We start from the raw sequence: 23,911 nt of genomic DNA on the forward strand, positions 1-23,911 counted from the left end.
CCCGCCCCGCCGGACGACGGGACGGGCGCTGTGACAGTCCTTTACACGTTCGCGTAGGCCAGTGAGGGCACCCGGCTCACGGCGAAGGAGCTGCGCAGGTAGAACCACCAGGTCGCCGCGCCCATGGCCAGGAAGACCACGGCGTAGGCGGTGAACGCCGGATTCATGCTGCCGAAGTTGATGTTCGACAGGCGCAGCGCCTGCTGCACCAGCCAGCCGCCCGACGCGCCGATCGCCCCGATGACGCCGATGGCCGCACCGGCTTGCCGCTTGGCCGAGACCAGCGCCTGCGCCGGGTCGAGGCCGAATTCCGAAGCGCGACGCTTGGATTCGGCGCTGAAGATGGACGGGATCATGCGGTAGGTGGATCCGTTGCCGATGCCGGTGAGCACGAACAGCAGCAGGAAGGCGGTCAGGTAGAGCGGGAAGCTCTTGGCCGCGAGCGCCGCCATGATGAGCAGCGTGGAGATCGACATGCCGAGGAAGACGTAGAGGGTGATCTTCGCGCCGCCGAGCTTGTCGGAGATGAAGCCGCCGAACGGTCGGCTCATCGACCCCACCAGCGCGCCGAGGAACGCCAGATTGCCGATGGTGCTCATCCAGCCGATATTGGCCAGATTCGGGAAATTGGCCTTGAGCAGCGTCGGGAAGGCGAAGGAGAAGCCGATGAAGGAGCCGAAGGTGCCGATGTAGAGCACCGACATGACCCAGGTGTGCCGATTGGTGAGCGCCAGCCGATAGGACTTGCCGTCGGACTTCGCGCCGGTGATGGAATCCATGTACCGCATCGCGCCGAAGAAGGAGATGAGGATGAACGGAATCCACATGAGCACCGCGAGGGTGATGCCGAAGCGGTAGCCGCCGGGATCCTTGGCGAAGATATGGGTGCCGAGGGTGATGATCAGCGGGACGAACAGCTGGGTCTGGGCCACGCCCAGATTTCCGCCCGCGGCGTTGATGCCAAGGGCCGCACCCTTTTTCCCCTCGGGGAAGAAGAAGTTGATATTGGCCATGGACGAGGAGAAGTTGCCGCCGCCGACGCCCGCGAGCGCGGCTAACAGCACGAAGACCCACAGTGGGGTGCCCGGCTGGTTGATGAAGTACGCGACGCCCAGGGTGGGCAGCAGCAGCATGGCCGCGCTGAACATGGTGAAGGCGCGGCCGCCGAAGCGCGGGATGGCGAAGGTGTAGGGAATGCGCAGGGCCGCGCCGACCAGCGTGGGGGTGGAGGTCAGCAGCAGCGCGTTGCTGACCGCGACGGGATTGCCCTTGCCGAGTCCGGCGAGGAATTCGAATCCGGCCGCGCCCATGGCGGTGACAATGCTGCCCCAGATAACCCAGACGCTGAATCCGAGATTCTCCGCGAATACCGAGAAGATGAGATTCTTCCGGGCGGTCTGTTTGCCGCCTTTCTCCCAAAACTCCTCATTATCCGGTTCCCAGTAATCGAGCCAACGGCCCCGGGTCTGGTGGTGGAATTCGGTCTTTTCCGGCGCGGCGGTGGATGCCATGGGCGGATTCCTCTCGAGATGTGACCGGCCCTCATCGCGAACTCCGGACGCGGATAACGAAATTCCGGAGTTTCAGCGGTCGCATCTACGGTACGAATCAGCCGTTACGGCCCTGTCGCTTTCGGTGACAACCGGAGTAATTCCCGCTCACCGGTCGCGGCGCACCGTGGTGACATCTCGGTTACCTGCTGTCGGGGTACTCCGCGAGCAGGGCGGACAGGAAACCTTCGGCCGCACGGGCCGCGCGCTCCGCATCGCCCGCGATGACCGCCTCCACCATCTCGGCGTGCTCGGCATCGAAGGAGCAGCTGGATTTGGCTGTCCGGGAACGGATTCCCGCCTCGATGACCGGCAGCAGCGAATCGTAGAACTCCAGATACACCGCATTGTGGCTGGCCGCGACGATGGCGCGGTGCAGGGCCAGATCGGCCTCGATGGCGACCGGATTGGTGTCGTTCCACGGTCCGCCGCGTTCGGCGAGCAGTCGCCGCAACTCGGCGATATCGCTCTCGTCGCGGCGCTGCGCGGCCAGGGCGGCGGCGGTGGTGTCGAGGGCGCGGCGCAGTTCGAGCACATCGCGTTCCTGGGCGTCGGCGAAGTACTGGCTGAGCTGGCCGCCGAGATTGGAGTTGGAGATCACATAGGTTCCGGAGCCTTGGCGGCGTTCCAGCATGCCAGCGTGGACGAGGGCCTGGACGGCCTCGCGCACGGTATTGCGGCCGGTGCCGGTGAGCTCGGTCAGCTCCGGTTCGGTGGGAATGCGGGAGCCGACGGGCCAACGGCCGGAACGGATTTCGGCACGAAGCTGATCTGTCACCTGGGCGATCAAGCTCGTGCGCCGGACTGGTTGCACGCCTGACAGCGTACCGTGCCTCACATTCTTTGCATCACATCATCGGGTCATCCTATGATTTCTCGGTGTCCGCGACCCTGGATGAGACGACCGCAAAGGCGAGAACCACGACCACCGAGACGAGCACCCGACTCACTACCGAGCAGCTCCGCACCAAGCGCCGCCTCACCGAGGGGCGCCTACTCGTTCTCGCCGCGATCATCATGTCCGCGCTCACCCTGCGCGTAGCCGTCACCGCCTTCACGCCGCTGGCCACCCAGATCGGCGAGAGCATCGGCTACTCCACGGCTGTCATCGGTGTCTTCGGCATGCTGCCGACGGCCATGTTCGCTATCGCGGGCCTGCTCACCCCGGTGCTGGTGCGGCGCTTCGGCCTGGAGTCGACCGCGCTGATCGCCATGGTGATGACCGGCACCGGCTCCGCGATTCGCGCGCTGGTGCCCGACACCTGGGAACTGCTGACCTTCTCGGCGCTCGCGCTGACCGGTATGGGTATCGGCAATGTGGTGATCCCGCCGCTGGTCAAGCGCTACTTCCCGGATCGGCTGGCGCTGCTGAGCTCGGTGTACATCGTCATGGTGCAGCTGGGCACGGTCATTCCGGCCATGGTCGCGGTGCCGGTGGCGCAGGCGCACGGCTGGCGCATCTCGCTGGGGCTGTGGGCGCTGCTCGGTTTCGCCGCCGCGCTGCCGTGGCTGGGTGTGCTGCGCGATCGCCGCGGACACGCCAAGGCCGATGTGACCGCGCTGCCGCCGGAGCAGCAGACGACCGGCAAGCCGTGGCGCTCGCCCGTCGCGTGGGGTATGGCCTTCATGTTCGGTATGACCTCGCTGATCACCTATTCGGTGTTCACCTGGCTGCCGACGATCCTGCACGACGCCGGGGCCTCGCTCGCCTACGGCGGCAGCATGGTGGGCATCTTCGCGCTCATCGGTCTGGTGGCCGCGCTGGGCGCACCGCTGATCGTGGGTCGCGTGGCGAATCCGTTCCCCGTCGTGATCGGTTGTGCCCTCTGCTATTTCGTCGGCTTCGTGGGTCTGCTCGCCGCGCCCATGCACGCCACCCTGCTGTGGGTGCTGCTGCTCGGCCTGGGCCCGTCGACCTTCCCCATGTCCCTGACCCTGATCAACCTGCGCACCCGCACCGCCGCCGGTTCGGCGTCGCTGTCGGGCTTCACCCAGGGCGTCGGCTACTCCGTGGCGTGCATCGGCCCCGTCCTGTTCGGCCTGCTGCACTCCGCCACCGGCGGCTGGGGAATCCCCTTCATCATGCTCACGGTCGCCGTCTTCGTGATGATGGCCGGAGCCTGGCAAGCCTGCAAACCCCGCATGCTCGAAGACTCCTGGAACTAGATCCCCGGCGCGTGCCCGTTGCCGGAGCAACGGGCACGCCACCGATGGGGTCGGCGCGTTGCCTGAGAAACGGGCGTGCGACCCAGAGGTTCGGCGCGCGCGTCGGCAATGGGGAACGTTCCCTCCCCATTCCCCCTCTCGTCCCCCGTTGCGTCAGCAACGGGGGACGAGAGGGGGAATGGGGCAATTTCACGGCTCGAGTTGCCGACTCGTGAGGTATTCGCTTAGCTTGTGACTGCGATCTCACCTCACGGTCGGCGATTTCCATTTTCTGTGGGCTGTCACACACGGAAACGCCTGTGTCACATGGGCGAAACATGATCGAGATTCTCACGGCCGAATCCGGGGAATCGTGAGCAACCGTTGATTTGCCGGTCATTTGGGGCAGCATTGCGGCAATACCCGTTTCCTACCTTGGGGCTATCCAGATTTCAGGAGGCCCCTTGTTCAGCACGCTCACGCGCAAACACGACATCGAGCACTGGGATGCCGAGGACGTCGCCGCTTGGGAGGCGGGCGGCAAGGACATCGCCAAGCGCAATCTGATCTGGTCGGTCTTCGCCGAGCACATCGGATTCTCGGTGTGGTCGATCTGGTCGGTCATGGTCTTGTTCATGCCCACCGACGTGTTCGGCATCGACACCGCCGGAAAGTTCTTCCTAGGCGCGGTGCCCACCCTGGTCGGCGGCTTCATGCGGATTCCCTACACCGTCGCCACGGCCAAGTTCGGCGGCCGCAACTGGACCATCTTCAGCGCGCTGGCGCTGCTGGTTCCGCTGCTGCTGACGCTGTACTTCATCAACCAGCCCGGCACCTCGTACACGACCTTCCTGGTCATCGCGGCGTTCGCGGGCCTGGGCGGCGGCAATTTCTCGTCGTCGATGTCGAATATCAACGTCTTCTACCCGCAGCGGCTCAAGGGCTGGGCCCTGGGCATGAACGCGGGTGGCGGCAATATCGGCGTCCCCGTGATCCAGCTGATCGGTCTGGCCGTCATCGCCACCCTGGGCAACGCCTACGGCAATGCCTCGCTGGTGTGCGTGGTCTACCTGATCGCGGTCGTGGTGGCGGCGCTGGGCGCGGCGCTGTTCATGGACAACGTGAAGAACCAGAAGGCCGACCTGTCCTTCATGATCACGGCGCTCAAGGTGCCGCAGTCGTGGGCCATCGCCTTCCTCTACATCGGCACCTTCGGCTCGTTCATCGGCTACAGCTTCGCCTTCGGCCAGGTGCTCCAGATCAATTTCAAGGCCGGTGGCGCGAGCGCCGCGCAGGCCGCCCTGCACGCCGCGTCGATCGCCTTCATCGGCCCGCTGCTCGGTTCGCTGGCCCGCCCCTACGGCGGCAAGTGGGCCGACCGGATCGGCGGCAGCCGGGTGACGCTGTACATGTTCGGCGCGATGACGGCGGCCACCGCGGTGGTGGCCATCGCGAGCACCGTCGGTGACGGCGCGGGCCGCCCGACCGGCGCGGTGTTGGTGGCCATGATTCTCGGATTCGTGGCGCTGTTCGTCATCTCCGGTACCGCCAACGGCGCGGTCACCAAGATCATCCCTTCCGTGTTCGAGGCGAAATCCCGCAGCCTGGAAGGCAATTCGGCGACCCGCGCGCAGTGGGCGCAGAACACCTCGGGCGCGCTCATCGGATTCGTCGGGGCCATCGGCGCACTCGGCGGCGTCGGCATCAACCTGGTGCTGCGCTCCTCCTACTCCGCGACCAACTCCGCCACCACCGCGTTCTGGGTGTTCCTGGCCTTCTACGTGGTGTGCGCGGCGGTCTGCTGGACCGTCTTCCTGCGCCGCCCGAGCCTGCGCACCCTCGACACCGCCGATTCCGATGTGGTGGCCGAGGCCGAAGCCTTCGTGCTGGAGGCCGAATCCGCCTCGACCGCAACCACTTCCCGGTCCCGCCGGGCCTGATCCGATCCCATCCCCCGAAAGGACTGTCATGACGAACACAGTCGAACGCAAGACCGCGGTGGTGGTCGGCCACGGCATGGTGGGCCACCGCTTCGTGGAGGCGCTGCGCTCCCGCGACGAGGCCGGGACCTGGCAGGTCGTCGTCCTCAGCGAGGAGCGGCTGCCCGCCTACGACCGCGTCGGACTGTCCTCCTACGTGGGGCTCTGGGAATCCTCGGCGCTGGCGCTGCCCGGCAACGAGTACGCCGGTGACGATCTCGTCGAGGTCAAGCTCGGCGTGAAGGCCGAGGCCATCGACAAGGCGGCCCGCAAGGTCACCACCTCGACCGGTGACGTGATCGGTTACGACGCACTGGTTCTCGCGACCGGCTCCTACGCCTTCGTGCCGCCGGTGCCGGGCCACGACGTGCCCGAATCCTTCGTCTACCGCACCCTCGAGGATCTCGACGGCATTCGCGCCGCCGCCGAGGCCGCGGGTCCCGGCGCGGTCGGCGTGGTGGTCGGCGGCGGTCTGCTCGGCCTGGAGGCGGCCAACGCCCTGCGCATGCTCGGCATGACCCCGCACGTGGTCGAGTTCAGCAAGTGGCTCATGCCCGCCCAGATCGACCAGGGTGGCGGCGCGGTCCTGGAGAAGCTCGTCACCGACCTGGGCCTGCACGTGCACACCGGCGTCGGCACCTCCTCCATCGAGGCCGACGCCGACGCGCCGGTCGCCGAGCGGTTGAAGGTCACCTTCTCCGACGAGAGCGAATTGCGCGCCGCCCTGGTGGTTTTCGCGGCCGGTATCCGTCCGCGCGACGAGATCGCCAAGGCCGCCGGACTCGAGGTCGGCCCGCGCGGCGGTGTCATCACCGACCTGAGCCTGCGGACCTCGGACCCGAACATCTACGCCATCGGCGAGGTCGCCGCCGTCGAGGGTGTCTGCTACGGCCTGGTCGCCCCCGGCTACAGCACCGCCGAGGTGGTGGCGGACCGATTGCTCGGCGGCGCAGGCGAATTCCCGGGCGCGGACCTGTCCACCAAGCTGAAGCTGCTCGGCGTGGACGTGGCGTCCTTCGGCGACGCGCACGGCACCACCGAGGGCGCGCTCTCGGTCGTCCTGCACGATGCCGCCAAGGGCACCTACGCCAAACTCGTCGTCTCCGATGACGCGCAGACCCTGCTCGGCGGTGTGCTGGTCGGCGACGCCACCCAGTACTCGGCCCTGCGCCCGCTGGTGGGCCGCCCGCTGCCCGCCGATCCGGCCGCGCTCATCTCCCCGGCCGGTGCCGAACTGGGTGCGGACGCGCTGCCCGACGATGCCCAGATCTGTTCCTGCAATAATGTTTCCAAGGGTTCGATCTGCGGGGCCATCGCCGAGGGCGCGTGCGATGTCCCGGCCATCAAGAGCTGCACCAATGCCGGAACCTCCTGCGGCGGTTGCGTTCCCATGCTCAAGAAGCTGCTCGAGCAGTCCGGCGTGGAGGTCTCCAAGTCGCTGTGCGAGCACTTCTCGCAGTCGCGCGCGGAGCTGTTCCACATCGTGCAGTCCACCGGCATCCGCAAGTTCACCGAGCTGATCGCCAAGTACGGCAAGGGATCCGGCTGCGATATCTGCAAGCCGACCGTCGCCTCGATTCTGGCCTCCACCTCGAGCGATCACATTCTCGACGGCGAGCAGGCCGCGCTGCAGGACACCAACGACCACTTCCTGGCCAACCTGCAGAAGAACGGCACCTACTCGGTGGTGCCGCGCATGCCCGGTGGTGAGGTGACCGCCGAGCAGCTCATCACCATCGGCGAGGTGGCCAAGGAGTTCGGCCTCTACGTCAAGGTCACCGGCGGTCAGCGCATCGACCTGTTCGGCGCGCGCGTGGAGCAGCTGCCGCTGATCTGGAAGCGTCTGGTCGAGGCCGGGATGGAATCCGGTCACGCCTACGGCAAGTCGCTGCGCACGGTGAAGTCCTGCGTCGGTTCCACCTGGTGCCGCTACGGCCAGCAGGATTCGGTCGGCATGGCGGTGCTGCTGGAGAAGCGCTACCGCGGCCTGCGCTCCCCGCACAAGCTCAAGCTGGCGGTCTCCGGCTGTGCCCGCGAATGCGCGGAGGCGCGCGGCAAGGATGTCGGCGTCATCGCCACCGAGCACGGCTGGAACCTGTACGTCGGCGGCAACGGCGGTCTCACGCCCAAGCACGCGGTACTGCTGGCCGGTGATCTCGACGACGAGACGCTGATCAAGTACATCGACCGCTACCTGATGTTCTACATCCGCACCGCCGACCGACTACAGCGCACCGCGCCCTGGCAGGAGGCCCTGGAGGGCGGGATGGACTACCTGAAGGCGGTCGTGTGCGACGACAGCCTGGGCATCGCCGACGAGCTGGAGGCCGCCATGGCCAAGCACGTCGAGGGTTACCGCGACGAATGGGCCGCGGTGCTCGACGACGAGGAGAAGCTCTCCCGGTTCGTGTCCTTCGTGAACGCGCCGGAAGAGGCCGATCCGACCATTTCCTTCGACGACAGCGGCGAGCGGAAGGTGCCGGTGCTGCTCGGTATGCCGGAGATCGCAGTGGGATCTCCATCCGCCACGTCGGGGAAATGATTGCTTAACCGCATGGAAACAGGACGCCGGTACCAATAGGTACAGGCCGTTCGGAGGAGATTTACCGATGACCGTGATCGACACACCCGGCACCGCAGTCCCCACCACCGTCTCGGGGTGGACACAGGCTTGCCGACTGGATTATCTGATTCCTGGCCGCGGCGTGGCGGTTCTACTGAAGGGCGGTCGGCAGGCCGCGCTGTTCCTGCTCGAGGACGGTGCGCTCTACGCCGTCGGCAATATCGACCCCTTCGGGCGGGCGGCGGTGATGTCGCGCGGCATCGTCGGTGACCGCGGCGGGGTGCCCGTCGTCGCGTCGCCGCTGCTCAAGCAGGCTTTCTCGCTGCTCGACGGGCAGTGTATGGACGACGCCTCGATGTCGCTGCCCGTCTACGCGGTGCGCGTGGTGGATGGTGTGGTCGGGGTGTCCAACGAGCCGCTGGAAGTCAACGGCGGTACGGCATGACCGAGCTCGACACCCCGCTCGCCGGATTCACGGTCGGTATCACGGCCGCGCGGCGCGCGGACGAACTGGCCACCCTGCTCACCCGCCGGGGCGCGAATTGCGTTACCGCACCGGCGATTCGAATTATTCCGCTCTCCGACGACACCGAGCTGGAGCGGGTGACGCGCCAGCTGGTGGCCGAGCCGCCGCAGATCACCGTGGCCACCACGGGTATCGGTTTCCGAGGCTGGATGGAGGCCGCCGAGGGCTGGGGGCTGGCCGAGGAGCTGCGCGAGACGCTGGCCGCCACCCGCATGCTGGCGCGCGGACCGAAGGCCAAGGGCGCGATTCGCGCCGCCGAACTGCGGGAGGAGTGGTCGCCCGCCTCGGAGTCCTCCGCCGAGGTGCTCGATCATCTGCTGGCCCAGGGCGTCGAAGGGGTGCGCATCGCGGTGCAGCTGCACGGCGCCACCACCGAATGGGAGCCGGTGCCGGACTTCTGCGAGGTGCTGCGCATGGCCGGGGCCGATGTGGTGCCGGTGCCGGTGTACCGGTGGGTGCCGCCGGAGGACCGCACGCCCATGGACCGGCTCATCGAGGCCATCGTGACCTCGGCGCTGGACTGCGTGACCTTCACCAGTGCGCCCGCCGTGGCCTCACTGCTCATGCGCGCCAAGGAGACCGGACTGCTCGAGGCGGTGCTGCACGCTCTGCGCGGGCGGGTGCTGGCCGCCTGCGTGGGTCCCATCACCGCCGCGCCGCTGGAGGAGTTGGGCGTGCCCACCTCCATGCCCGGGCGGGCCCGCCTCGGTGCGCTGGCTCGGCACGTGGCCGAGGAACTGCCCCGGCGCGCCAACCGAATTCACGCGGCCGGACACAATCTGAGCGTGCGCGGCGCGTGCGTGGTCGTGGACGGTCAGGTGCGTCAGCTCGCCCCCGCGCCGATGGCGCTCATGCGCGCCCTGGCCCGTCAGCCCGGACGCGTGGTCTCGCGCGAGGATCTGCTGGCCGCGCTGCCCGGCGGCGGTGACGACACCCATGCCGTGGAGACCGCCATCGCCCGCCTGCGCGCGGGTCTGGGTACCCCGAAAGCCATCCAGACCGTGGTGAAGCGCGGCTACCGGCTGGCGCTGGACCCGGCCGAATGCATCGACAATCCCCGTCCGGCCGCGCCGAATCCGCCTGCCCGCCAGCCGTTCTCGGGCCGGGTCAGCAATACCGCCGCGCGCCAGGACTTCCCGACGCGCATACCCGGCACCCCGCGCACTCCGGGTGTGGACCTGCCTCCGACCTCCGCTGCGCGCCAACCCATTCCGGCTCGCTCCGCCACCGTGGCGCAGTCCGGTCTGCCGCCGGTGACCGGCTCCGGCACGCCGGTGCGCGCCACGCGCCCCGCACCCACGCTGGGGGCGTGGTGAGCACCCCCGCGCTGGTCCTGGTGGCGCACGGCACCAGAAGCACCAAGGGCGTGGAGATGATCGCCACGCTCGCCGAGGCCGTGGCGCGCGAGCTGGGGGCCGCGACGCCGGGGCGTACCGGAATCGGCGCTTCGAGCGCCCCCGAGTCTGGTGCCGATGCCGTTTTCGGGGCCGCATCGGCACCATCGTGCGAATTCCCCGCGGGAGTTCCGCCGCGCGTCCGCACCGCCTTCGTCGATGTGCTCGGCCCCTCGCCCGCCGAGGTGCTGCGCGATCTGGATTCCGTTCCCGCCGTGGTGGTTCCGGCCTTCCTGGCCTCGGGCTACCACGTGTATCAGGATGTGCCGCGAGAGGTGGCCGCGAGCGAGCACGCAGCGGTCGCGGTCACCCACGCGATGGGTCCCGATCCGGCCTTGGCCGCGATCATGCGCATGCGCTTGCGCGCGGCCGGATGGCGGCCCGGTGACGCGGTGGTCTTCGCCGCCGCCGGTTCGTCGGATGCCCGGGCGCGCCAGGATGTGCGCCGCGCCACCGGCCTGCTGGCCGAGCAGATCGGCAGTCCGGTGCGACTGGCCTATATCGCGACCGGTGAGCCGCGCGTCCCGGAGGTGGTGGCCGAGGCCCGCCGCGCCGGTGCGCGCCGCGTCTTCATCGCCTCCTATCTGCTCGCGCACGGCCTGTTCCACGAGCGCCTGCACGCCTGCGGCGCGGACGGCGTCGCCGACCCGATCGGCGTCCACCCCGCCGTGGTCCGGCTCATCGCCGACCGCTATCGCGCCGCGGCGCGCACGCTCACCGCCGCCCGGGTCGCCTGACCTGCGCTTTCGATAGCCCGGGTCGCAAGGGTGTCAGGTGTTCGCGCGCTGGCCCGATCGCGCCGACCCCCAGCGCATCGAACACATTCGAGTACCGGTGTGCATCGTCTATTGGCCTTCGCCGGGCCAACGGTGGCAGGCTTGATCACGAACGTGCAGTCGAATATCGGGAGGGGACGGCATATGAAGAAGTTCGCAGCCACCACAGGACTGTTCCTGGCCTGCTTGGCGGCCACCCTCAGCCCCGCGACGGCCGCCCCGCCGGACCCGTGGGTGCAGGACCAGATCGATTGGGCCAACTGCATTCAGGAGGGCCACACGGCCGCCGAATGCCGCGAGATCCTCGACGGCCCGGCCACGCAGAGCCCGCCGCGCTAGCGGCCGCATCCGGGAGCCCGATCCACCAGCGGACGAAGACCGATCACCGAGCGTCAATGGCGGGTATCGGTGAGCCGAATCGCGTGTCCGCCAGGCGGAACGGCGCTGCCCACACCATGACTCCCCGGTGAGGATGGCGGGATGGTCGAACATCCCGCACGCCTCGCCGGTCTCGCCTCCCAGTCCGCGGTGCGCGGTAAACGCAAGGACGAATGGCTGGCCCTGTTCGCCCCCGACGCGCGCGTGGAGGATCCGATCGGGGTGTCGCCCTACGACCCGGCGGGGGAGGGGCATCTCGGCCGGGAGGCCATCGCGGCGTTCTGGGACAAGGCGATCGCGCGCAGTGCGATCGAGTTCCGGTTCACCGATTCCTACGCCTGCGGGGACGAGGTGGCCTTCGTCGGCGCCATTCGCAGTGTGCGCGACGGCGTCGCCGTGGAGGTGGACGGCGCGTTCACCTATCGGGTGAACTGCGAGGGCAAAATCGTTGCGCTGCGGGCATTCTGGGAACTCGCGCGCGCTCGCACCACCGCGCTGCCGAAGTAGCGACGCCGATAGTTCGCGGCCAGGCCGAGGGATGCCTGGCCGCGAGGTCTGGTGCCGCCGGGAGCGAGTTTGGGCGGCTCGGTTCATCGGCGGCACCAGACATCCGGGTTCCGCTCGAGCAGGGAGAGCGGATCGCGCCCCGACCTCGGTGTCGAGGCGCGGCCGGGCGCGCCGCGCGAGCGTCCGAAACAGCACTGCGCGACGCGATTGCCAGGCACTTCATTCTGTCGCGAGAGCGGTAGCCCGACAATGACTATGCGTGCCGACTCGAGGACTGACCATTTGTGTCAGCGCAGGTCGCGGACCGCCGGGCGAGTACCGTGGCGGCAGCGGGGAATTCACTGGCACGGTGGGTCGGTCAGGCCTCGGGCGTCTGTAACGCCGGAAACCAGATATCGGTCAGCACCGCCGCCGCCTGTTCGGCCGAGACGTCGATGGTGCCCTGCATGGCCCAGCGCGTGAAGAACCGCTCCAATTGCGCCACCAGCAATTCGATCCGCAGTTTGGCCTCGTCCTGATGGTCGGCGGGCCAGCGGGAGAGGTACGAGGTCATGACATTCGGCAGCGCGAGTATGCCCTCGCGTGCCACCTCCCGGAACTCCGGTTCCAGTGCCGTGGCCTCGTCCCAGGCGGGGAGCAGATCCTTGTACTCCTGGAACCATTCGATGGCCCGGCGCATCCACGCCGCGAACTCCGCGCGCGAACCGCTGTCGAGCACATGGTCGAGATCCTCGTAGAAATGCTGGACGCTGGGCAGCGTGCCCTGTTCGGCGATTGCCCGCAGCACATCGGGTTTGCCGGTGAAGTGCAGGTAGAAGGTGGCGCGTGAACAGCCCACCGCCGCGGCGATGTCGTCGACGCGCACCTGCGCGTAGCCCTGGGTGATGAACAGCTGTTTGGACGCCTCGATCAACCGGCTGCGAGTGAGGCGCTTCTGCTCGTCGCGCAGCGACGTGCGCCGCGTGCTGTCGGGTGGCTGCTCATCGGTCCGGGTCACGCCCCAATGATAGACGCACGTTCACTCACTAGACGCACTGTCTAGCGAGTGTTAGCGTGTGTGTCGGATCACGTCCGGCCCGTGCGACCTACGGCCGAACAGGGAGAGTGCATTGGATACACGTGAATTGCCCCGGGTGTGCGTCATCGGCGCGGGACCGTCCGGAATCACCGCCGCCAAGCGGCTCGCCGAGTACGGCATCCCCTTCGACTGCTACGAGGCCTCCGACGAGGTCGGCGGCAACTGGTACTTCAAGAACCCCAATGGCATGTCGGCCTGCTATCAGAGCCTGCACATCGACACCTCGAAATTCCGGCTGGCCTTCGAGGACTATCCGGCTCCCGCCGAGTGGCCCGACTTCCCGCACCACTCGCAGCTGTTGCGGTACTTCAAGGATTACGTCGACCACTTCGGGCTGCGCGAGAAGATCATCTTCAATACCAAGGTCACTGGCGCGCAGCGTGATTCGGACGGGCTGTGGCGTATCACCACCGATACCGGCCGCACCGAGATCTACGACGCGCTGGTGGTCTGCAACGGTCACCACTGGGATCCGCGCATGCCGGACTACCCGGGCGAGTTCGACGGCGTCCTCATGCATTCGCACGCCTACAACGATCCGTTCGATCCCGTCGACATGCGGGGTAAGCGAATCGTGGTGGTGGGCATGGGCAATTCGGGCCTGGATATCGCCACCGAGCTCTCGCAGCGGTTCATCGCGTCGAAGTTCTACCTCTCCGCCCGCCGCGGCGTGTGGGTGTTGCCCAAGTACGTGAACGGCAAGGTCGGCGACAAAGCGTCCATGCCCCGGTGGATGCCCGCCAAGCTCGGGCTCAAGCTCAAACAGCGGTTCGTGGTGAAGAACCGCGGCCGCATGGAGGATTTCGGCCTGCCCAAGCCCGACCACCTGCCCTTCGAGGCGCATCCCTCGGCCAGTGAGGAGTTCCTGCATCGGGCGGGCTGTGGCGATATCACCTTCAAGCCCGCCATCACCCGACTCGACGGCGGCAAGGTGCATTTCGCCGACGGCAGCGTGGAGGAGGTGGATGTGGTGTTGTGCGCCACCGGATATCACATCTCCTTCCCGTTCTTCAGCGATCCGGAGCTGAAGCCCGACGAGCAGAACCTCTTCCCGCTGTTCCGGCAGATGATCAAGCCGGGGGTGAACAATCTGTTCTATCTCGGTCTGGCACAGCCGCTTCCGACGCTGGTGAACTTCGCCGAACAGCAGTCCAAGCTGGTGGCCGCCTATCTGACCGGCAACTACCACCTCCCGTCGCGGGCCGAGATGGAGGCCGATATTCGCGCGGCCGAGGCTCGGCGCACTTCGCGGTACTACAACTCGCCGCGGCACACCATCCAGATCGAATTCGAGCCCTATGTGCGCGATCTCGTGAAGGAGATGGCGCGCGGCGCCGAGCGGGCCGCCGCCAATGGCTACGAACTGCCGGTCAAGGCCCGCGCCGCGGTGCAGATCTAGGAGGCGAGATGGGCAGCGTCGCTGGGTACTGTGTCGACGAATTCGCCGGTGTGCGCGCGGCTTTCACCGAGCAGGTGGAGTCGGGGGCGGAGCTGGGCGCGTCGCTGTGCGTGACGGTGGACGGGAATCCGGTGCTGGATCTGTGGGGCGGCTGGGCCGATCCCGAGCGGACCCGGCGCTGGGGTGCGGACACCCTGGTGAACACCTTCTCCATCACCAAGACCATGACGGCGCTGTGCGCGCTGCTGCTGGTCGAGCGCGGCCAGCTGGATGTCTTCGAGAAGGTCGCGCACTACTGGCCGGAGTTCGCCGCCAACGGCAAGGCGAATATCGAAGTGCGGCACCTGCTCTCGCACACCTCCGGGGTCTCCGGCTGGGAAGCGCCCATCGAGATCCCCGATATCTACGACCACGAGACCGCGGCCGCGCGCCTGGCCGCGCAGCCGCCGTGGTGGGAGCCGGGCACCGCCTCCGGCTACCACGCCCTCAACTACGGGCATCTGATCGGTGAGCTGGTGCGCCGCGTCGACGGCCGCTCCCTGGGCCGGTTCTTCGCCGAGGAAGTGGCCGGACCGTTGGGCGCGGATTTCCATATCGGGCTGGGCCCAGCGGATTTCGACCGCATCGCCACCGTGGTGCCGCCGGAGTTCAAGGAGTTCGATCAGGATCTGATTCCGCGCGACAGCGTGCTGTACAAGTCCCTGTTCCAGCCGCTGCTGGATTTCGAGCAGGTCGGCACGCCCGGGTGGCGGCAGGCCGAGATCGGCGGCGTGGGCGGTCACGGCAATGCCCGCTCCATCGCCCGGGTGCAGTCGGTGATCAGCAATGGCGGGGAGCTCAGCGGCCGGAAGTTCCTGTCGCCCAGCACCATCGACCTCATCTTCCAGCAGCAGGCCGACGGCGTGGACCAAGCCATCCTGATGCCGTTGCGCTTCGGAGTCGGCTACGGCCTGCCGCAGCCGCAGACCGCGCCGACCATTCCGGACGGGCGGGTGTGCTGGTGGGGCGGTCTGGGCGGGGCCATGGTCGTCAACGACCTGGACCACCGCCTCACCTTCGCCTATGCCATGAACCGCATGGCCACCGGCCTCATCGGCTCCGATCGCTGCGACGCCTACCTGAAGGCCGTGTACGCGGCCGTGACAGATATTCGAGGACTCGACTCATGACGCAATCCGTTGACCTGCAGGCCCTCGCCGCCCAGGTGGCCGCCGGGCTCACCGGCCCCGGTGGGCCGTTCGAGATGACGGTGGAGCAGGTGCTGGGCGCTCCCGTCCCGCTGGTGAAGGACCGCGCGCGTTCACTGCTGGAACTGCTGGAAGCCTCCCGCGCGCACGGCGATCGCGAATATCTGGTGACCGCCGACCGCAGGATGACCTTCGCCGAGCACGCCGAGGCGGCGGGCGCGCTGGCCGCGGCCCTCGCGCAGCGCTACGGCATCGGCAAGGGCGACCGCGTCGGGATTCTCGCCGCCAACGACCCGGACTGGGTGCTGTCCTTCTGGGCCGCACAGTGTCTCGGCGCGATACCGGTCGGCTACAACGCGTGGTGGGCGCCCCGCGAGATCGCCTACGGGCTCGAGCACACCCAACCCGTGGTCGTGATCGCCGATGCGAAGCGCGCGGAGCTGTTGGCCGAGACCGGAACTCGGGTTCCGGTGCTGACCATGGAGGGCGACCTGCCCGGACTCGTCGCGGAGTACCGGGGTGAGTTCCCGAGAACCGCTGTGGACGAGGACGATCCGGCGGTCATTCTCTACACCAGCGGCACCACCGGCCGTCCCAAGGGCGTGGTGCACACGCACCGAAACATGGTGGCCATCAGCAACTATCACCGTTTCACCGACGGCATGATGGACGGCTTCCTGGGCCGCGCCTACGATCCCGCGCCCCGGGGCCGCCGCTACCTCCTGACCTCACCGCTGTTCCATATCGCCTGCCTGCACAATCTGGCGGTGCCGCGCATCGTCACCGGCGATACGGTCGTCATCTACCAGGGGGCCTACGAGGTGGAGCGGCTGTGCCAGCTCATCGAGGCGCAGCGGGTCTCGCATTGGGCAGCGGTGCCGACCATGGCCAGTCGCATGCTGCACCACGACCTGTCGCAGTACGACCTGTCGTCGCTGGCCGCCTTCTCGCTCAATACCGCGCCGTCCTCGCCCGCACTGCAGGCCCGCCTGCGGGAGCGGCTGCCGGTGGCGCAGGTGGCGCTCACCACCAGTTACGGGTGCACCGAGAGCGGCACCGCCGCCACCGTCGCCAATCCGGTGGAGCTGTCCGCGCATCCGGAGACGGTGGGCCGCCCGATCGTCGGTGTGTCCCTGGAGATTCGCGACCCCGACGGCAAGGTGCTGCCCGAGGGCGAAGCGGGGGAGATCTGTGTCCGCAGCCCCTACGTCATGCTGGGCTACTGGAACGACGAGGCCGCCACCGCCGCCGCCATCGACGAGAACCGGTGGTTGCGCACCGGCGATTTCGGCTTCCTGCGCGAGGGCAGGCTCCAGATGGCCGGTCGGCGTTCGGATCTCATTCTGCGCGGCGGGGAGAACGTCTATCCGACCGAGATCGAGAACGTCATCGATGAGCATCCGGCGGTGCTGGAGTCGGTGGTGATCGGACTGCCGCACGACGATCTGGGGGAAGAGGTCGCCGCCGTGGTGGTCGTGGCGGATCCGGGCGCGACCACCGAGGAGCAGTTGCGTGAATTCGTCTCGGCGCGGCTGGCCTACTTCAAGGTCCCGGCGCGCTGGCGAGTGACCTCGGATCCCTTGCCGCGCAATGTCACCGGCAAGGTCTTGCGCCGCCACGTATCGATGGACTGAGGCATGTCATGTACGACACCATTATCAAGGGCGGGCGCTGGTTCGACGGCACCGGCGCGCCCTCGGCCATTCGCACCATAGGCATTCGCGACGGACGGGTCGCCACGATCGGTACCGAGGAGCTGGACGAAACCGGTTGCGGCACAGTCATCGACGCGACGGGCAAATGGGTCATGCCGGGCATGATCGACATTCACACCCACTACGACGTGGAGGTGCTGCTCGACCCGTCGCTCTCGGAATCGGTGCGGCACGGCGTGACCACGATTCTGCTCGGCTCCTGCTCACTGTCCACCGTGCACGTGAACGGCTCCGAGGCCGGTGATCTGTTCGGCCGCGTCGAGGCCATTCCGCGGGCGCACGTGGTGGCGGCCATGGAGCGGTGCAAGACCTGGACCAGTGCGCACGGCTACATCGAGGCGCTCGAATCCCTGCCGCTGGGCGCGAATCTCGCGGCCTTCATCGGACATTCGGATATCCGGGTCGCGCAGCTGGGCCTGGTGCGCGCCACTCGACCCGACGTGCGGCCCACCGAGGTCGAACTGCGCGCCATGGAGCACAAGCTCACCGAGGCCCTCGACGCCGGATTCGTCGGCATGTCCTCGCAGCAGCTGCTGTTCGACAAACTCGACGGCGAGGTGTGCCGTTCGCGAACCCTGCCCTCCACCTACGCCAGCACGCGGGAACGGCGGCGGCTCAACGCCATTCTGCGCCGCCGCCGACGCGCCCTGCAGGGCGGACCCGATGTGGCGCGGCCACAGAGCCTGGTCGCCATGGCGGTGAGCACCCTCGGCCTGTTCCGCCCCAAGCTCAAGGTGAGCCTGCTCTCGGCCGCCGATATCAAGGCCATTCCCGGTGTGGTGCACATCTTCCCGTGGATAGCCAAGGCGCTCAACGCCCTCGGCGGCGATTTCCGGTGGCAGCATCTGCCGGTGCCGTTCGAGGTGTACTCCGACGGTATCGATCTGCCCGTCTTCGAGGAATTCGGTTCCGGCGCGGCGGCTTTGCACCTGTCCAATCAGCTCGACGAACGGCACAAGCTGTTCCAGGACCAGGAATACCGGCGCGCTTTCCGCAAGGACTACGAGAAGAAGTGGGGCCCACGGGTGTGGCACCGCGACTTCTTCGATGCCGAGATCACCGAATGCCCCGACGCCAGCGTGATCGGCAAGACCTTCGGCCAGGTCGGTGTGGAGCGCGGCGGAGTCCATCCCGTCGACGCCTTCCTGGACCTGCTGGTGGAGCACGGCTCCAAGGTCCGTTGGCGCACCACCATCTCCAACCACCGCCCCGAGGTGTTGAACAAGCTGGCCGCCGATCCCGGTGTGCAACTGGGCTTCTCGGACGCGGGCGCGCACCTGCGCAACATGGCGTTCTACAACTTCGGCCTGCGGCTGCTCAAACGTGTACGCGACGCTCAGCAGGCGGGGCAGCCGTTCATGAGCGTCGAACACGCCGTACACCGAGTCACCGGCGAACTGGCCGACTGGTACGACCTCGACGCCGGACACCTGCGCGTCGGCGACCGCGCCGACATCCTCGTCCTGGACCCCGAACGACTCGACGACACCCTCGAGGAGTACGCCGAGAATCCGGTCCCGGAGTACAACGGCCTCTCGCGCATGGTGAACCGCAACGACGCCACGGTAACCGCCGTGCTGGTCAACGGCCGCCACGTCTTCGGGGCCGGACGCAAGGCCGAGCTACTCGGCACCGAGCGCACCGGCCGCTTCCTGCGCGCCGGACGGCGTTGAGAGGGGCGGACAGTGCGTAGATTCGACGGGCGCACCGCGGTGGTGACCGGTGCGGCCTCCGGTATCGGCGCGGCCATCGCCGCCGCGCTCATCGCCGAGGGCGCGCAGGTGGTCGGGCTCGACATCGACGAGGCCGGAGTGCGGAAGAAGGCCGACGAACTCGGCGGATCCTTCCATCCGGTGACCGCCGATGTCACGGTGGAGGCGCAGGTCGAGGCCGGAATCGGTGCGGCCGCAGAGCGTTTCGGCGGTCTGGACATCGCCTTCAATGTGGCGGGCGGGTCGCGCATCGGCGCGGTCACCGACCTCGCGGAATCCGATTGGGATTTCACCGTCGACCTCGTACAGAAGAGCGTATTCCTGTGCACCAAGCACGAGGCGCGGCTCATGCGCGACGGTGGTCGCGGCGGCAGCATCGTGAACATCTCCTCCCTGGACGGCCGGATACCCATGCCGGGCGGCAGCCCCTACGCCACCGGCAAGGCGGGCGTGGTCATGTTCTCCAAGAACGCGGCCCTGGAACTCGCACCGCACCGCATTCGGGTCAATTCGGTACTGCCCGGACTGGTCGACACCCCCCTCGTGGCCGCCATCATGGGCTATGAACCCGCCAAAGAGCTGTTCCTGAAACGCATTCCGCTCGGTGCGGCGGCCACCCCGGAGCAGGTCGCGGCCCCGTGTCTGTTCCTGGCCAGCGACGACGCCTCCTACATCACCGGCACCGAACTGGTGGTGGACGGCGGCTGGGAGATCAGCAACTTCCCCAACCTGGCCGAACTCGCTGGCAGCTGACCACTTTTCGGCGGGTGCGCCCGGTGCGCACCCGCCGTTCATCCACTGTTCGTTTTCCGGACAGCCGTTCGCGGCAATCCATTCCAGTGGCATGGACCACGCTGGTCCCCCGTATGGCCGCGTGGTCCGAACACCACCGCTCCACGGAGTTCGCGATGACGCACAGTCCAGTCGAAGCCGCTGCCCATGTCCGCGGCGAACCGCCTCTCGATCAGAAGCTCGCTCTCGATGCCGCCGCCGCGCGCCTGCTGCGCGAATTCGGAGATCAGGTCGACGAGGAGACCGTCGACCAGCTGCTGCACTCCGCCTACGACCGCGTGGCCAGCCACGCCAAGGTGGAGACCTTCCTGCCGCTGCTGGCCGAGCGCTACACCCGCGAACGCTTGCAGACCCGCGCCGAATCCGCGTCCGGCTGAGGACAGCGAACTTTCAGCCCTCGATTCGAACACAAGTTCGAGTCTTCGAGGTACGCTCGTCGCCATGGTCGGTTCCCCGGGCGAGGCGATGCACCGGATCTTTCGGCACGACCCCGGCGTCTTCGCCCGGGCTTTCCACGCCCTGCGCCTACCCTTGGCCGATCCGGTCGAGGTGGTTCTGCTCGACCGCCACACCAGCGCAGTTCCGTTGCGAGAAGCCCAGGCGGACGCGCTGTTTCGCATCACCACGCGCACCGGCGGCTTCCTGCTGCTGGTGCAACCCCTCGCCTGGGACGATTCCGACAAGCCCGCCGAGTGGGCGCGCGACCTGGCCCAGCTGTCGTTCGAATATCGGCTGCCGCCAGTGCTTCTGGTGGTCTGTCAGGACCGGGTGACGGCGCTGTGGGCCATGAACACCTCGGCCATCGGTCTGCCGCTGTGGCCGAGTCTGGAGGTCCATCCGCTGGTGCTGGGGCCGCACAATGTCCCGGTGGTCGCCGATCCCGAGGAGGCCGCCGCCAATATCCCCCTCGCCACGCTCTCCGCGGTCGCGCATGTGCGCTCGCCGCACATTCACGCGATCCTGGCCGCCCTGGCCGAGGGCCTCGCCGGGGCCGAGCACGACGACGCGCGAATCTTCGCCGAGCTCACCGGTCTCGGACTCTCCGGCACCCCGGCCGCCGAACTCTGGCACGACCGGGTCTCGGGGCTGCTCAGCGAGGGCTGATCAGCGCTTCGGCACCGCCGGGGTTTCCCAGGCACCGGCGAAGCGGCGCTTGTCCACCGCGTTGGTCTCCTTGCTGCGGTACACGACGTAGGGCCGCACGACATAGCCGATGGGCGCGCTGAACATGTGGACCAGGCGGGTGTAGGGCCAGACGCCGATGAGGGCGAGCACGATCAGGCCGTGGGCCTGGAAGGTCCACGGGGTGCCGACCATGAGCTCCGGTTCGGGATGGAACGTGAAAAGGCTACGGAACCACGGGGATACGGTCTCGCGGTAGTTGTAGGTGCCCCAGAGCAGATTGCTGCCCAGGGTATTGAGCATGCCGGTGACGAGCGCCCCCGCCAGCAGGGCGTACATCATCTTGTCGTTGTTCGTGGTGGCCTTGCGCACGGCGGGCACCGTGAATCGGCGGTAGAGCAGAATCGCGATTCCGGCGATGACCGCGAAACCCGCGACGGACCCGGCCGATACCGCGACCACGTGGTACATGTGCTCGGTGATGCCGACGGCGGCGGTCCAGGATTCCGGAATCAGCACGCCCAGCACGTGACCGCCGATGACGCCCAGCATGCCGAAGTGGAACAGCGGGCTGCCCATGCGCAGCAGGCGGGATTCGTAGATCTGGGAAGAGCGTGTGGTCCACCCGAATTGGTCGTTGCGGTAACGCCACAGGTGGCCCAGCAGGAACGAGGTGAAGGCGACGTAGGGCAGCGTCATCCAGAGCATTGTGGTCATCGGCGGCCTTCCGCGGCGGCGAACATGGTGGGGTCCATGGCGAAGGGTTCCAGGCCCACCTCTTCTTCCGGTGGACCCTGGGCGGCCAGTTCGGCGATCCGGCGACGGTCGGCCGTGGTGACCGGCGGCAGCGTCGCGGTGACGGCGGCCAGCAGGTCCGAGTAGGGGGAACCGTTGTCGGACAGCGACAATCGCAGCAGCTCCAGCACCGGCACGTGCTCGCCGAGCAGGCGCTCACCGCCGATGGGATCCACCGTGGCCGCGAACTCCAGCAGCACCGGGAGATGGTCGGGCAGTTCGTGATCGCCGAGCTCCACCCCCGCATGCCGGTAGGCGTGTTTGAACCGCAGCAGCGCCATACCGCGTTTGCGGGTATCGCCGTAGGCGTAGAAGGTGAGGTGCAGGCTGGCGCGGCGGCGCATATCGAAGGTCTCGACGTAGCGCTGAGCCAACACGATCGGATCGGTGGAGCGCAGGTGGGTGAGGAACCGGCCCAGGTGCGGCTGGATATCGCGCGGCAATTCGCCGACGACAGCGGCCAATTCGTCCACCATGGCCAAGGTCTGCTCGGTCGGGTAGTCCAGCAGCAGTGCGGCCATGCGCCAGATGAGGCGACGATCGCGTTCGGACATGGTGGCGGCGGGCTCGGGGCGACGCCGCAGTTTGAGCAGGCTCATCGGTGCGCTCCGCTCGGTGCGGGCAGAACCTCGGAGTCCTTGTGCCCGTTGCCATTGCCGTTGCTACTGCCATTGGCGTGCCCGTTGCCGTTGGCCCCGTTCTTGGTCGGCACCAGCCCGTTGGTGTTCTTGCCGTCCCAGTTCAACAGATTGACCCGACTCGACTTCTCCTCCGGCGCGGCGCCATTGGTATCGGTCAGATGGAACTTGTCGGCCATGTAGTCGTAGGCGGTCATACCCGGGCCGCCGTCGGTGTCCAGACTGCATCCGGTGGCCAGTGAATCCAGTTCGTGCGCACGGGAAGTCGCACCGGAGGGAATCACGTACCGGTGCTCGTACTTGGCGATGGCGAGCAGCCGGTACATGGCCTCGATCTCCTCGGGCTCGAGCCCCACCAGCTCCGGAATCGACATATCCGGTTCCTGTCCGAGATTGATCGAGCGCATGAACGACCGCATACCCGCGAGCCGTTGCAGCGATGCCCGCACCGGCCCGATCTCACCGGCGGTGAACAGTTCGGCCAAGTACTCCAAGGGGATTCGCAGCGCGTCGATGGCCCCGAACAGGTTGGCGTGGTCCTCGCCGTCGTGTCCGGTCTCGCTGAGTACATCCACCACCGGCGACAGCGGCGGCACGTACCAGACCATCGGCATGGTGCGGTACTCCGGATGCAGCGGCAGCGCCAACTGGTAGTCGACGATGAGCTTGTAGACCGGCGAATCCTGGGCCGCCTGAATCCATTCCGGGGAGATTCCGGCCCGCTCCGCCTCGGCGATCACGCGCGGATCGTGCGGGTTCAGGAAGACGCCCAGCTGCGCGGGGTACAGATCCTGATCGTTCTCGACCGACGCCGCCTCGAGGACCGCGTCCGCGTCGTAGAGCATGACGCCGATGTAGCGCAGCCGCCCCACGCAGGTCTCCGAGCACACCGTCGGAATGCCGACCTCCACGCGCGGGTAGCAGAAGGTGCATTTCTCCGCCTTGCCCGTCTTGTGGTTGAAGTAGATCTTCTTGTACGGGCACGCGGTGACACACTGCCGCCAGCCTCGGCATTTGTCCTGGTCCACCAGGACGATGCCGTCCTCGGAGCGCTTGTAGATCGCACCGGACGGGCACGACGCCGCGCACGAGGGATTGAGGCAATGCTCGCAGATACGCGGCAGGTAGAACATGAAGGTCTCCTCGAATTCGAGTTTGACCTTGTCGGAGAGTTTGGCCAGCAGTGGGTCCTTGCCGACCTGCTCGGGCCCGGACCCGAGATCGTCGTCCCAGTTCGCGCCCCAGGTGACCTTGGTGTCCTCGCCGGTGATCAGCGATTTGGGCCGGGCCACCGGGACGGTATCGATTTGGGGCGAGGAGAGCAGATTGTCGTAGTCATAGCTCCACGGATCGTAGTAATCGCTTACCGTGGGAAGGTCCGGGTTGGCGAAGATGTTCAGCAGCCGCTTCATTCGCGACCCGGACTTCAAACTCAGGCGGCCCTTGCGATCGCGGACCCAGCCGCCCTTCCACTTCTCCTGATCCTGGTATTGCCGCGGATAACCCTGTCCCGGACGGGTTTCCACATTGTTGAACCAGACGTATTCGGTACCGGCGCGATTGGTCCACGCCTGCTTGCAGGTGACGCTGCACGTGTGACAGCCGATGCACTTGTCCAGGTTCATGACCATGGCGAGCTGAGCCATTACGCGCAT

Annotated in this window: 20 protein-coding genes and 1 pseudogene; 15 read left to right on the forward strand and 6 right to left on the reverse strand. The window is 67.5% G+C overall.

Annotated elements, in window-relative coordinates:
- Positions 1 to 41: 41 nt before the first annotated feature.
- Positions 42 to 1,511: an MFS transporter gene (locus ACIBH2_RS18020; protein ID WP_397118714.1), complete on the reverse strand. Its 1,470-nt coding sequence runs from the start codon at positions 1,509 to 1,511 to the stop codon at positions 42 to 44.
- 181 nt (positions 1,512 to 1,692) lie between these two features.
- On the reverse strand, positions 1,693 to 2,364 hold the full coding sequence (locus ACIBH2_RS18025; RefSeq protein ID WP_397118716.1) for a FadR/GntR family transcriptional regulator: 672 nt from the start codon (positions 2,362 to 2,364) through the stop codon (positions 1,693 to 1,695).
- Positions 2,365 to 2,429: 65 nt separating this feature from the next.
- Here ACIBH2_RS18025 and ACIBH2_RS18030 point away from each other — a divergent pair, with 65 nt between their 5' ends.
- The 8 genes and pseudogenes from ACIBH2_RS18030 (at position 2,430) to ACIBH2_RS18065 (ending at position 11,818) form a co-directional block, all read left to right on the forward strand.
- A complete protein-coding gene (locus ACIBH2_RS18030) occupies positions 2,430 to 3,716 on the forward strand; it encodes a CynX/NimT family MFS transporter (RefSeq protein ID WP_397118718.1) in 1,287 nt (428 codons plus the stop codon).
- 443 nt (positions 3,717 to 4,159) lie between these two features.
- On the forward strand, positions 4,160 to 5,635 hold the full coding sequence (locus tag ACIBH2_RS18035) for a nitrate/nitrite transporter (protein ID WP_397118720.1): 1,476 nt from the start codon (positions 4,160 to 4,162) through the stop codon (positions 5,633 to 5,635).
- A 28-nt stretch (positions 5,636 to 5,663) separates the two neighbouring features.
- Complete coding sequence (gene nirB, locus ACIBH2_RS18040) at positions 5,664 to 8,216, forward strand: nitrite reductase large subunit NirB (RefSeq protein WP_397118722.1); 2,553 nt, start codon at positions 5,664 to 5,666, stop codon at positions 8,214 to 8,216.
- A 67-nt stretch (positions 8,217 to 8,283) separates the two neighbouring features.
- A complete protein-coding gene (gene nirD / locus ACIBH2_RS18045) occupies positions 8,284 to 8,682 on the forward strand; it encodes a nitrite reductase small subunit NirD (RefSeq protein WP_397118724.1) in 399 nt (132 codons plus the stop codon).
- Positions 8,679 to 9,818: pseudogene (locus tag ACIBH2_RS18050) on the forward strand (uroporphyrinogen-III synthase); the annotation flags it as partial. The gene nirD and the pseudogene ACIBH2_RS18050, both read left to right, overlap by 4 nt.
- A 257-nt stretch (positions 9,819 to 10,075) precedes the next feature.
- Complete coding sequence (locus tag ACIBH2_RS18055) at positions 10,076 to 10,894, forward strand: sirohydrochlorin chelatase (protein ID WP_397120846.1); 819 nt, start codon at positions 10,076 to 10,078, stop codon at positions 10,892 to 10,894.
- 183 nt (positions 10,895 to 11,077) lie between these two features.
- On the forward strand, positions 11,078 to 11,272 hold the full coding sequence (locus ACIBH2_RS18060) for a hypothetical protein (protein ID WP_397118726.1): 195 nt from the start codon (positions 11,078 to 11,080) through the stop codon (positions 11,270 to 11,272).
- 141 nt (positions 11,273 to 11,413) lie between these two features.
- A complete protein-coding gene (locus tag ACIBH2_RS18065; protein WP_397118728.1) occupies positions 11,414 to 11,818 on the forward strand; it encodes a nuclear transport factor 2 family protein in 405 nt (134 codons plus the stop codon).
- Between the two features lie 358 nt (positions 11,819 to 12,176).
- Here ACIBH2_RS18065 and ACIBH2_RS18070 read toward each other — a convergent pair whose 3' ends face one another.
- Entirely contained in the window at positions 12,177 to 12,815 is a 639-nt protein-coding gene (locus tag ACIBH2_RS18070; RefSeq protein ID WP_397118730.1) for a TetR/AcrR family transcriptional regulator, read from the reverse strand.
- 112 nt (positions 12,816 to 12,927) lie between these two features.
- On the opposite strand from ACIBH2_RS18070, the gene ACIBH2_RS18075 reads away from it, so the two are divergent.
- From ACIBH2_RS18075 to ACIBH2_RS18105, 7 genes are all read left to right on the forward strand, one after another.
- A complete protein-coding gene (locus ACIBH2_RS18075; RefSeq protein WP_397118732.1) occupies positions 12,928 to 14,295 on the forward strand; it encodes a flavin-containing monooxygenase in 1,368 nt (455 codons plus the stop codon).
- An 8-nt stretch (positions 14,296 to 14,303) separates the two neighbouring features.
- The gene (locus ACIBH2_RS18080; RefSeq protein WP_397118734.1) at positions 14,304 to 15,464 is read left to right on the forward strand and encodes a serine hydrolase domain-containing protein; all 1,161 of its coding nucleotides are present in this window, start codon (positions 14,304 to 14,306) and stop codon (positions 15,462 to 15,464) included.
- The gene (locus ACIBH2_RS18085; protein WP_397118736.1) at positions 15,461 to 17,116 is read left to right on the forward strand and encodes a class I adenylate-forming enzyme family protein; all 1,656 of its coding nucleotides are present in this window, start codon (positions 15,461 to 15,463) and stop codon (positions 17,114 to 17,116) included. Before ACIBH2_RS18080 ends, ACIBH2_RS18085 begins: the two co-directional genes overlap by 4 nt.
- Positions 17,117 to 17,124: 8 nt before the next feature.
- Positions 17,125 to 18,870 (forward strand): amidohydrolase family protein, encoded by a 1,746-nt coding sequence (locus tag ACIBH2_RS18090; protein ID WP_397118738.1) that lies wholly within the window; start codon positions 17,125 to 17,127, stop codon positions 18,868 to 18,870.
- A 12-nt stretch (positions 18,871 to 18,882) separates the two neighbouring features.
- Entirely contained in the window at positions 18,883 to 19,662 is a 780-nt protein-coding gene (locus tag ACIBH2_RS18095) for an SDR family NAD(P)-dependent oxidoreductase (protein WP_397118740.1), read from the forward strand.
- A 155-nt stretch (positions 19,663 to 19,817) separates the two neighbouring features.
- Positions 19,818 to 20,078, forward strand: coding sequence for a three-helix bundle dimerization domain-containing protein (locus ACIBH2_RS18100; protein WP_397118742.1), 261 nt, complete (start codon positions 19,818 to 19,820; stop codon positions 20,076 to 20,078).
- Positions 20,079 to 20,142: 64 nt separating this feature from the next.
- A complete protein-coding gene (locus tag ACIBH2_RS18105) occupies positions 20,143 to 20,805 on the forward strand; it encodes a hypothetical protein (protein ID WP_397118744.1) in 663 nt (220 codons plus the stop codon).
- Here the strand turns inward: ACIBH2_RS18105 and narI are convergent, their stop codons facing one another.
- The 3 genes from narI to narH are packed head-to-tail and all read right to left on the reverse strand — an operon-like array spanning position 20,806 to position 23,902.
- A complete protein-coding gene (gene narI / locus ACIBH2_RS18110; protein WP_397118746.1) occupies positions 20,806 to 21,540 on the reverse strand; it encodes a respiratory nitrate reductase subunit gamma in 735 nt (244 codons plus the stop codon).
- The gene (gene narJ, locus ACIBH2_RS18115; protein ID WP_397118748.1) at positions 21,537 to 22,217 is read right to left on the reverse strand and encodes a nitrate reductase molybdenum cofactor assembly chaperone; all 681 of its coding nucleotides are present in this window, start codon (positions 22,215 to 22,217) and stop codon (positions 21,537 to 21,539) included. The genes narI and narJ overlap by 4 nt, the downstream gene beginning before the upstream one ends.
- Positions 22,214 to 23,902: a nitrate reductase subunit beta gene (gene narH / locus ACIBH2_RS18120; RefSeq protein WP_397120849.1), complete on the reverse strand. Its 1,689-nt coding sequence runs from the start codon at positions 23,900 to 23,902 to the stop codon at positions 22,214 to 22,216. Before narH ends, narJ begins: the two co-directional genes overlap by 4 nt.
- Between the last annotated feature and the right edge of the window lie 9 nt (positions 23,903 to 23,911).

The sequence above is a fragment of the Nocardia sp. NPDC050406 genome, assembly GCF_044459025.1.
GTDB lineage: Bacteria > Actinomycetota > Actinomycetes > Mycobacteriales > Mycobacteriaceae > Nocardia.

Coding starts and splice junctions, on each gene's coding strand:
- ACIBH2_RS18080 (WP_397118734.1), top strand. CDS start 14,304: ATGGGCAGCGTCGCTGGGTACTGTGTCGACGAATTCGCCGGTGTGCGC.
- nirB (WP_397118722.1), top strand. CDS start 5,664: ATGACGAACACAGTCGAACGCAAGACCGCGGTGGTGGTCGGCCACGGC.
- ACIBH2_RS18065 (WP_397118728.1), top strand. CDS start 11,414: ATGGTCGAACATCCCGCACGCCTCGCCGGTCTCGCCTCCCAGTCCGCG.
- narI (WP_397118746.1), bottom strand. CDS start 21,540: ATGACCACAATGCTCTGGATGACGCTGCCCTACGTCGCCTTCACCTCG.
- narJ (WP_397118748.1), bottom strand. CDS start 22,217: ATGAGCCTGCTCAAACTGCGGCGTCGCCCCGAGCCCGCCGCCACCATG.
- ACIBH2_RS18105 (WP_397118744.1), top strand. CDS start 20,143: ATGGTCGGTTCCCCGGGCGAGGCGATGCACCGGATCTTTCGGCACGAC.
- ACIBH2_RS18090 (WP_397118738.1), top strand. CDS start 17,125: ATGTACGACACCATTATCAAGGGCGGGCGCTGGTTCGACGGCACCGGC.
- ACIBH2_RS18060 (WP_397118726.1), top strand. CDS start 11,078: ATGAAGAAGTTCGCAGCCACCACAGGACTGTTCCTGGCCTGCTTGGCG.
- ACIBH2_RS18100 (WP_397118742.1), top strand. CDS start 19,818: ATGACGCACAGTCCAGTCGAAGCCGCTGCCCATGTCCGCGGCGAACCG.
- ACIBH2_RS18085 (WP_397118736.1), top strand. CDS start 15,461: ATGACGCAATCCGTTGACCTGCAGGCCCTCGCCGCCCAGGTGGCCGCC.
- ACIBH2_RS18020 (WP_397118714.1), bottom strand. CDS start 1,511: ATGGCATCCACCGCCGCGCCGGAAAAGACCGAATTCCACCACCAGACC.
- narH (WP_397120849.1), bottom strand. CDS start 23,902: ATGGCTCAGCTCGCCATGGTCATGAACCTGGACAAGTGCATCGGCTGT.
- nirD (WP_397118724.1), top strand. CDS start 8,284: ATGACCGTGATCGACACACCCGGCACCGCAGTCCCCACCACCGTCTCG.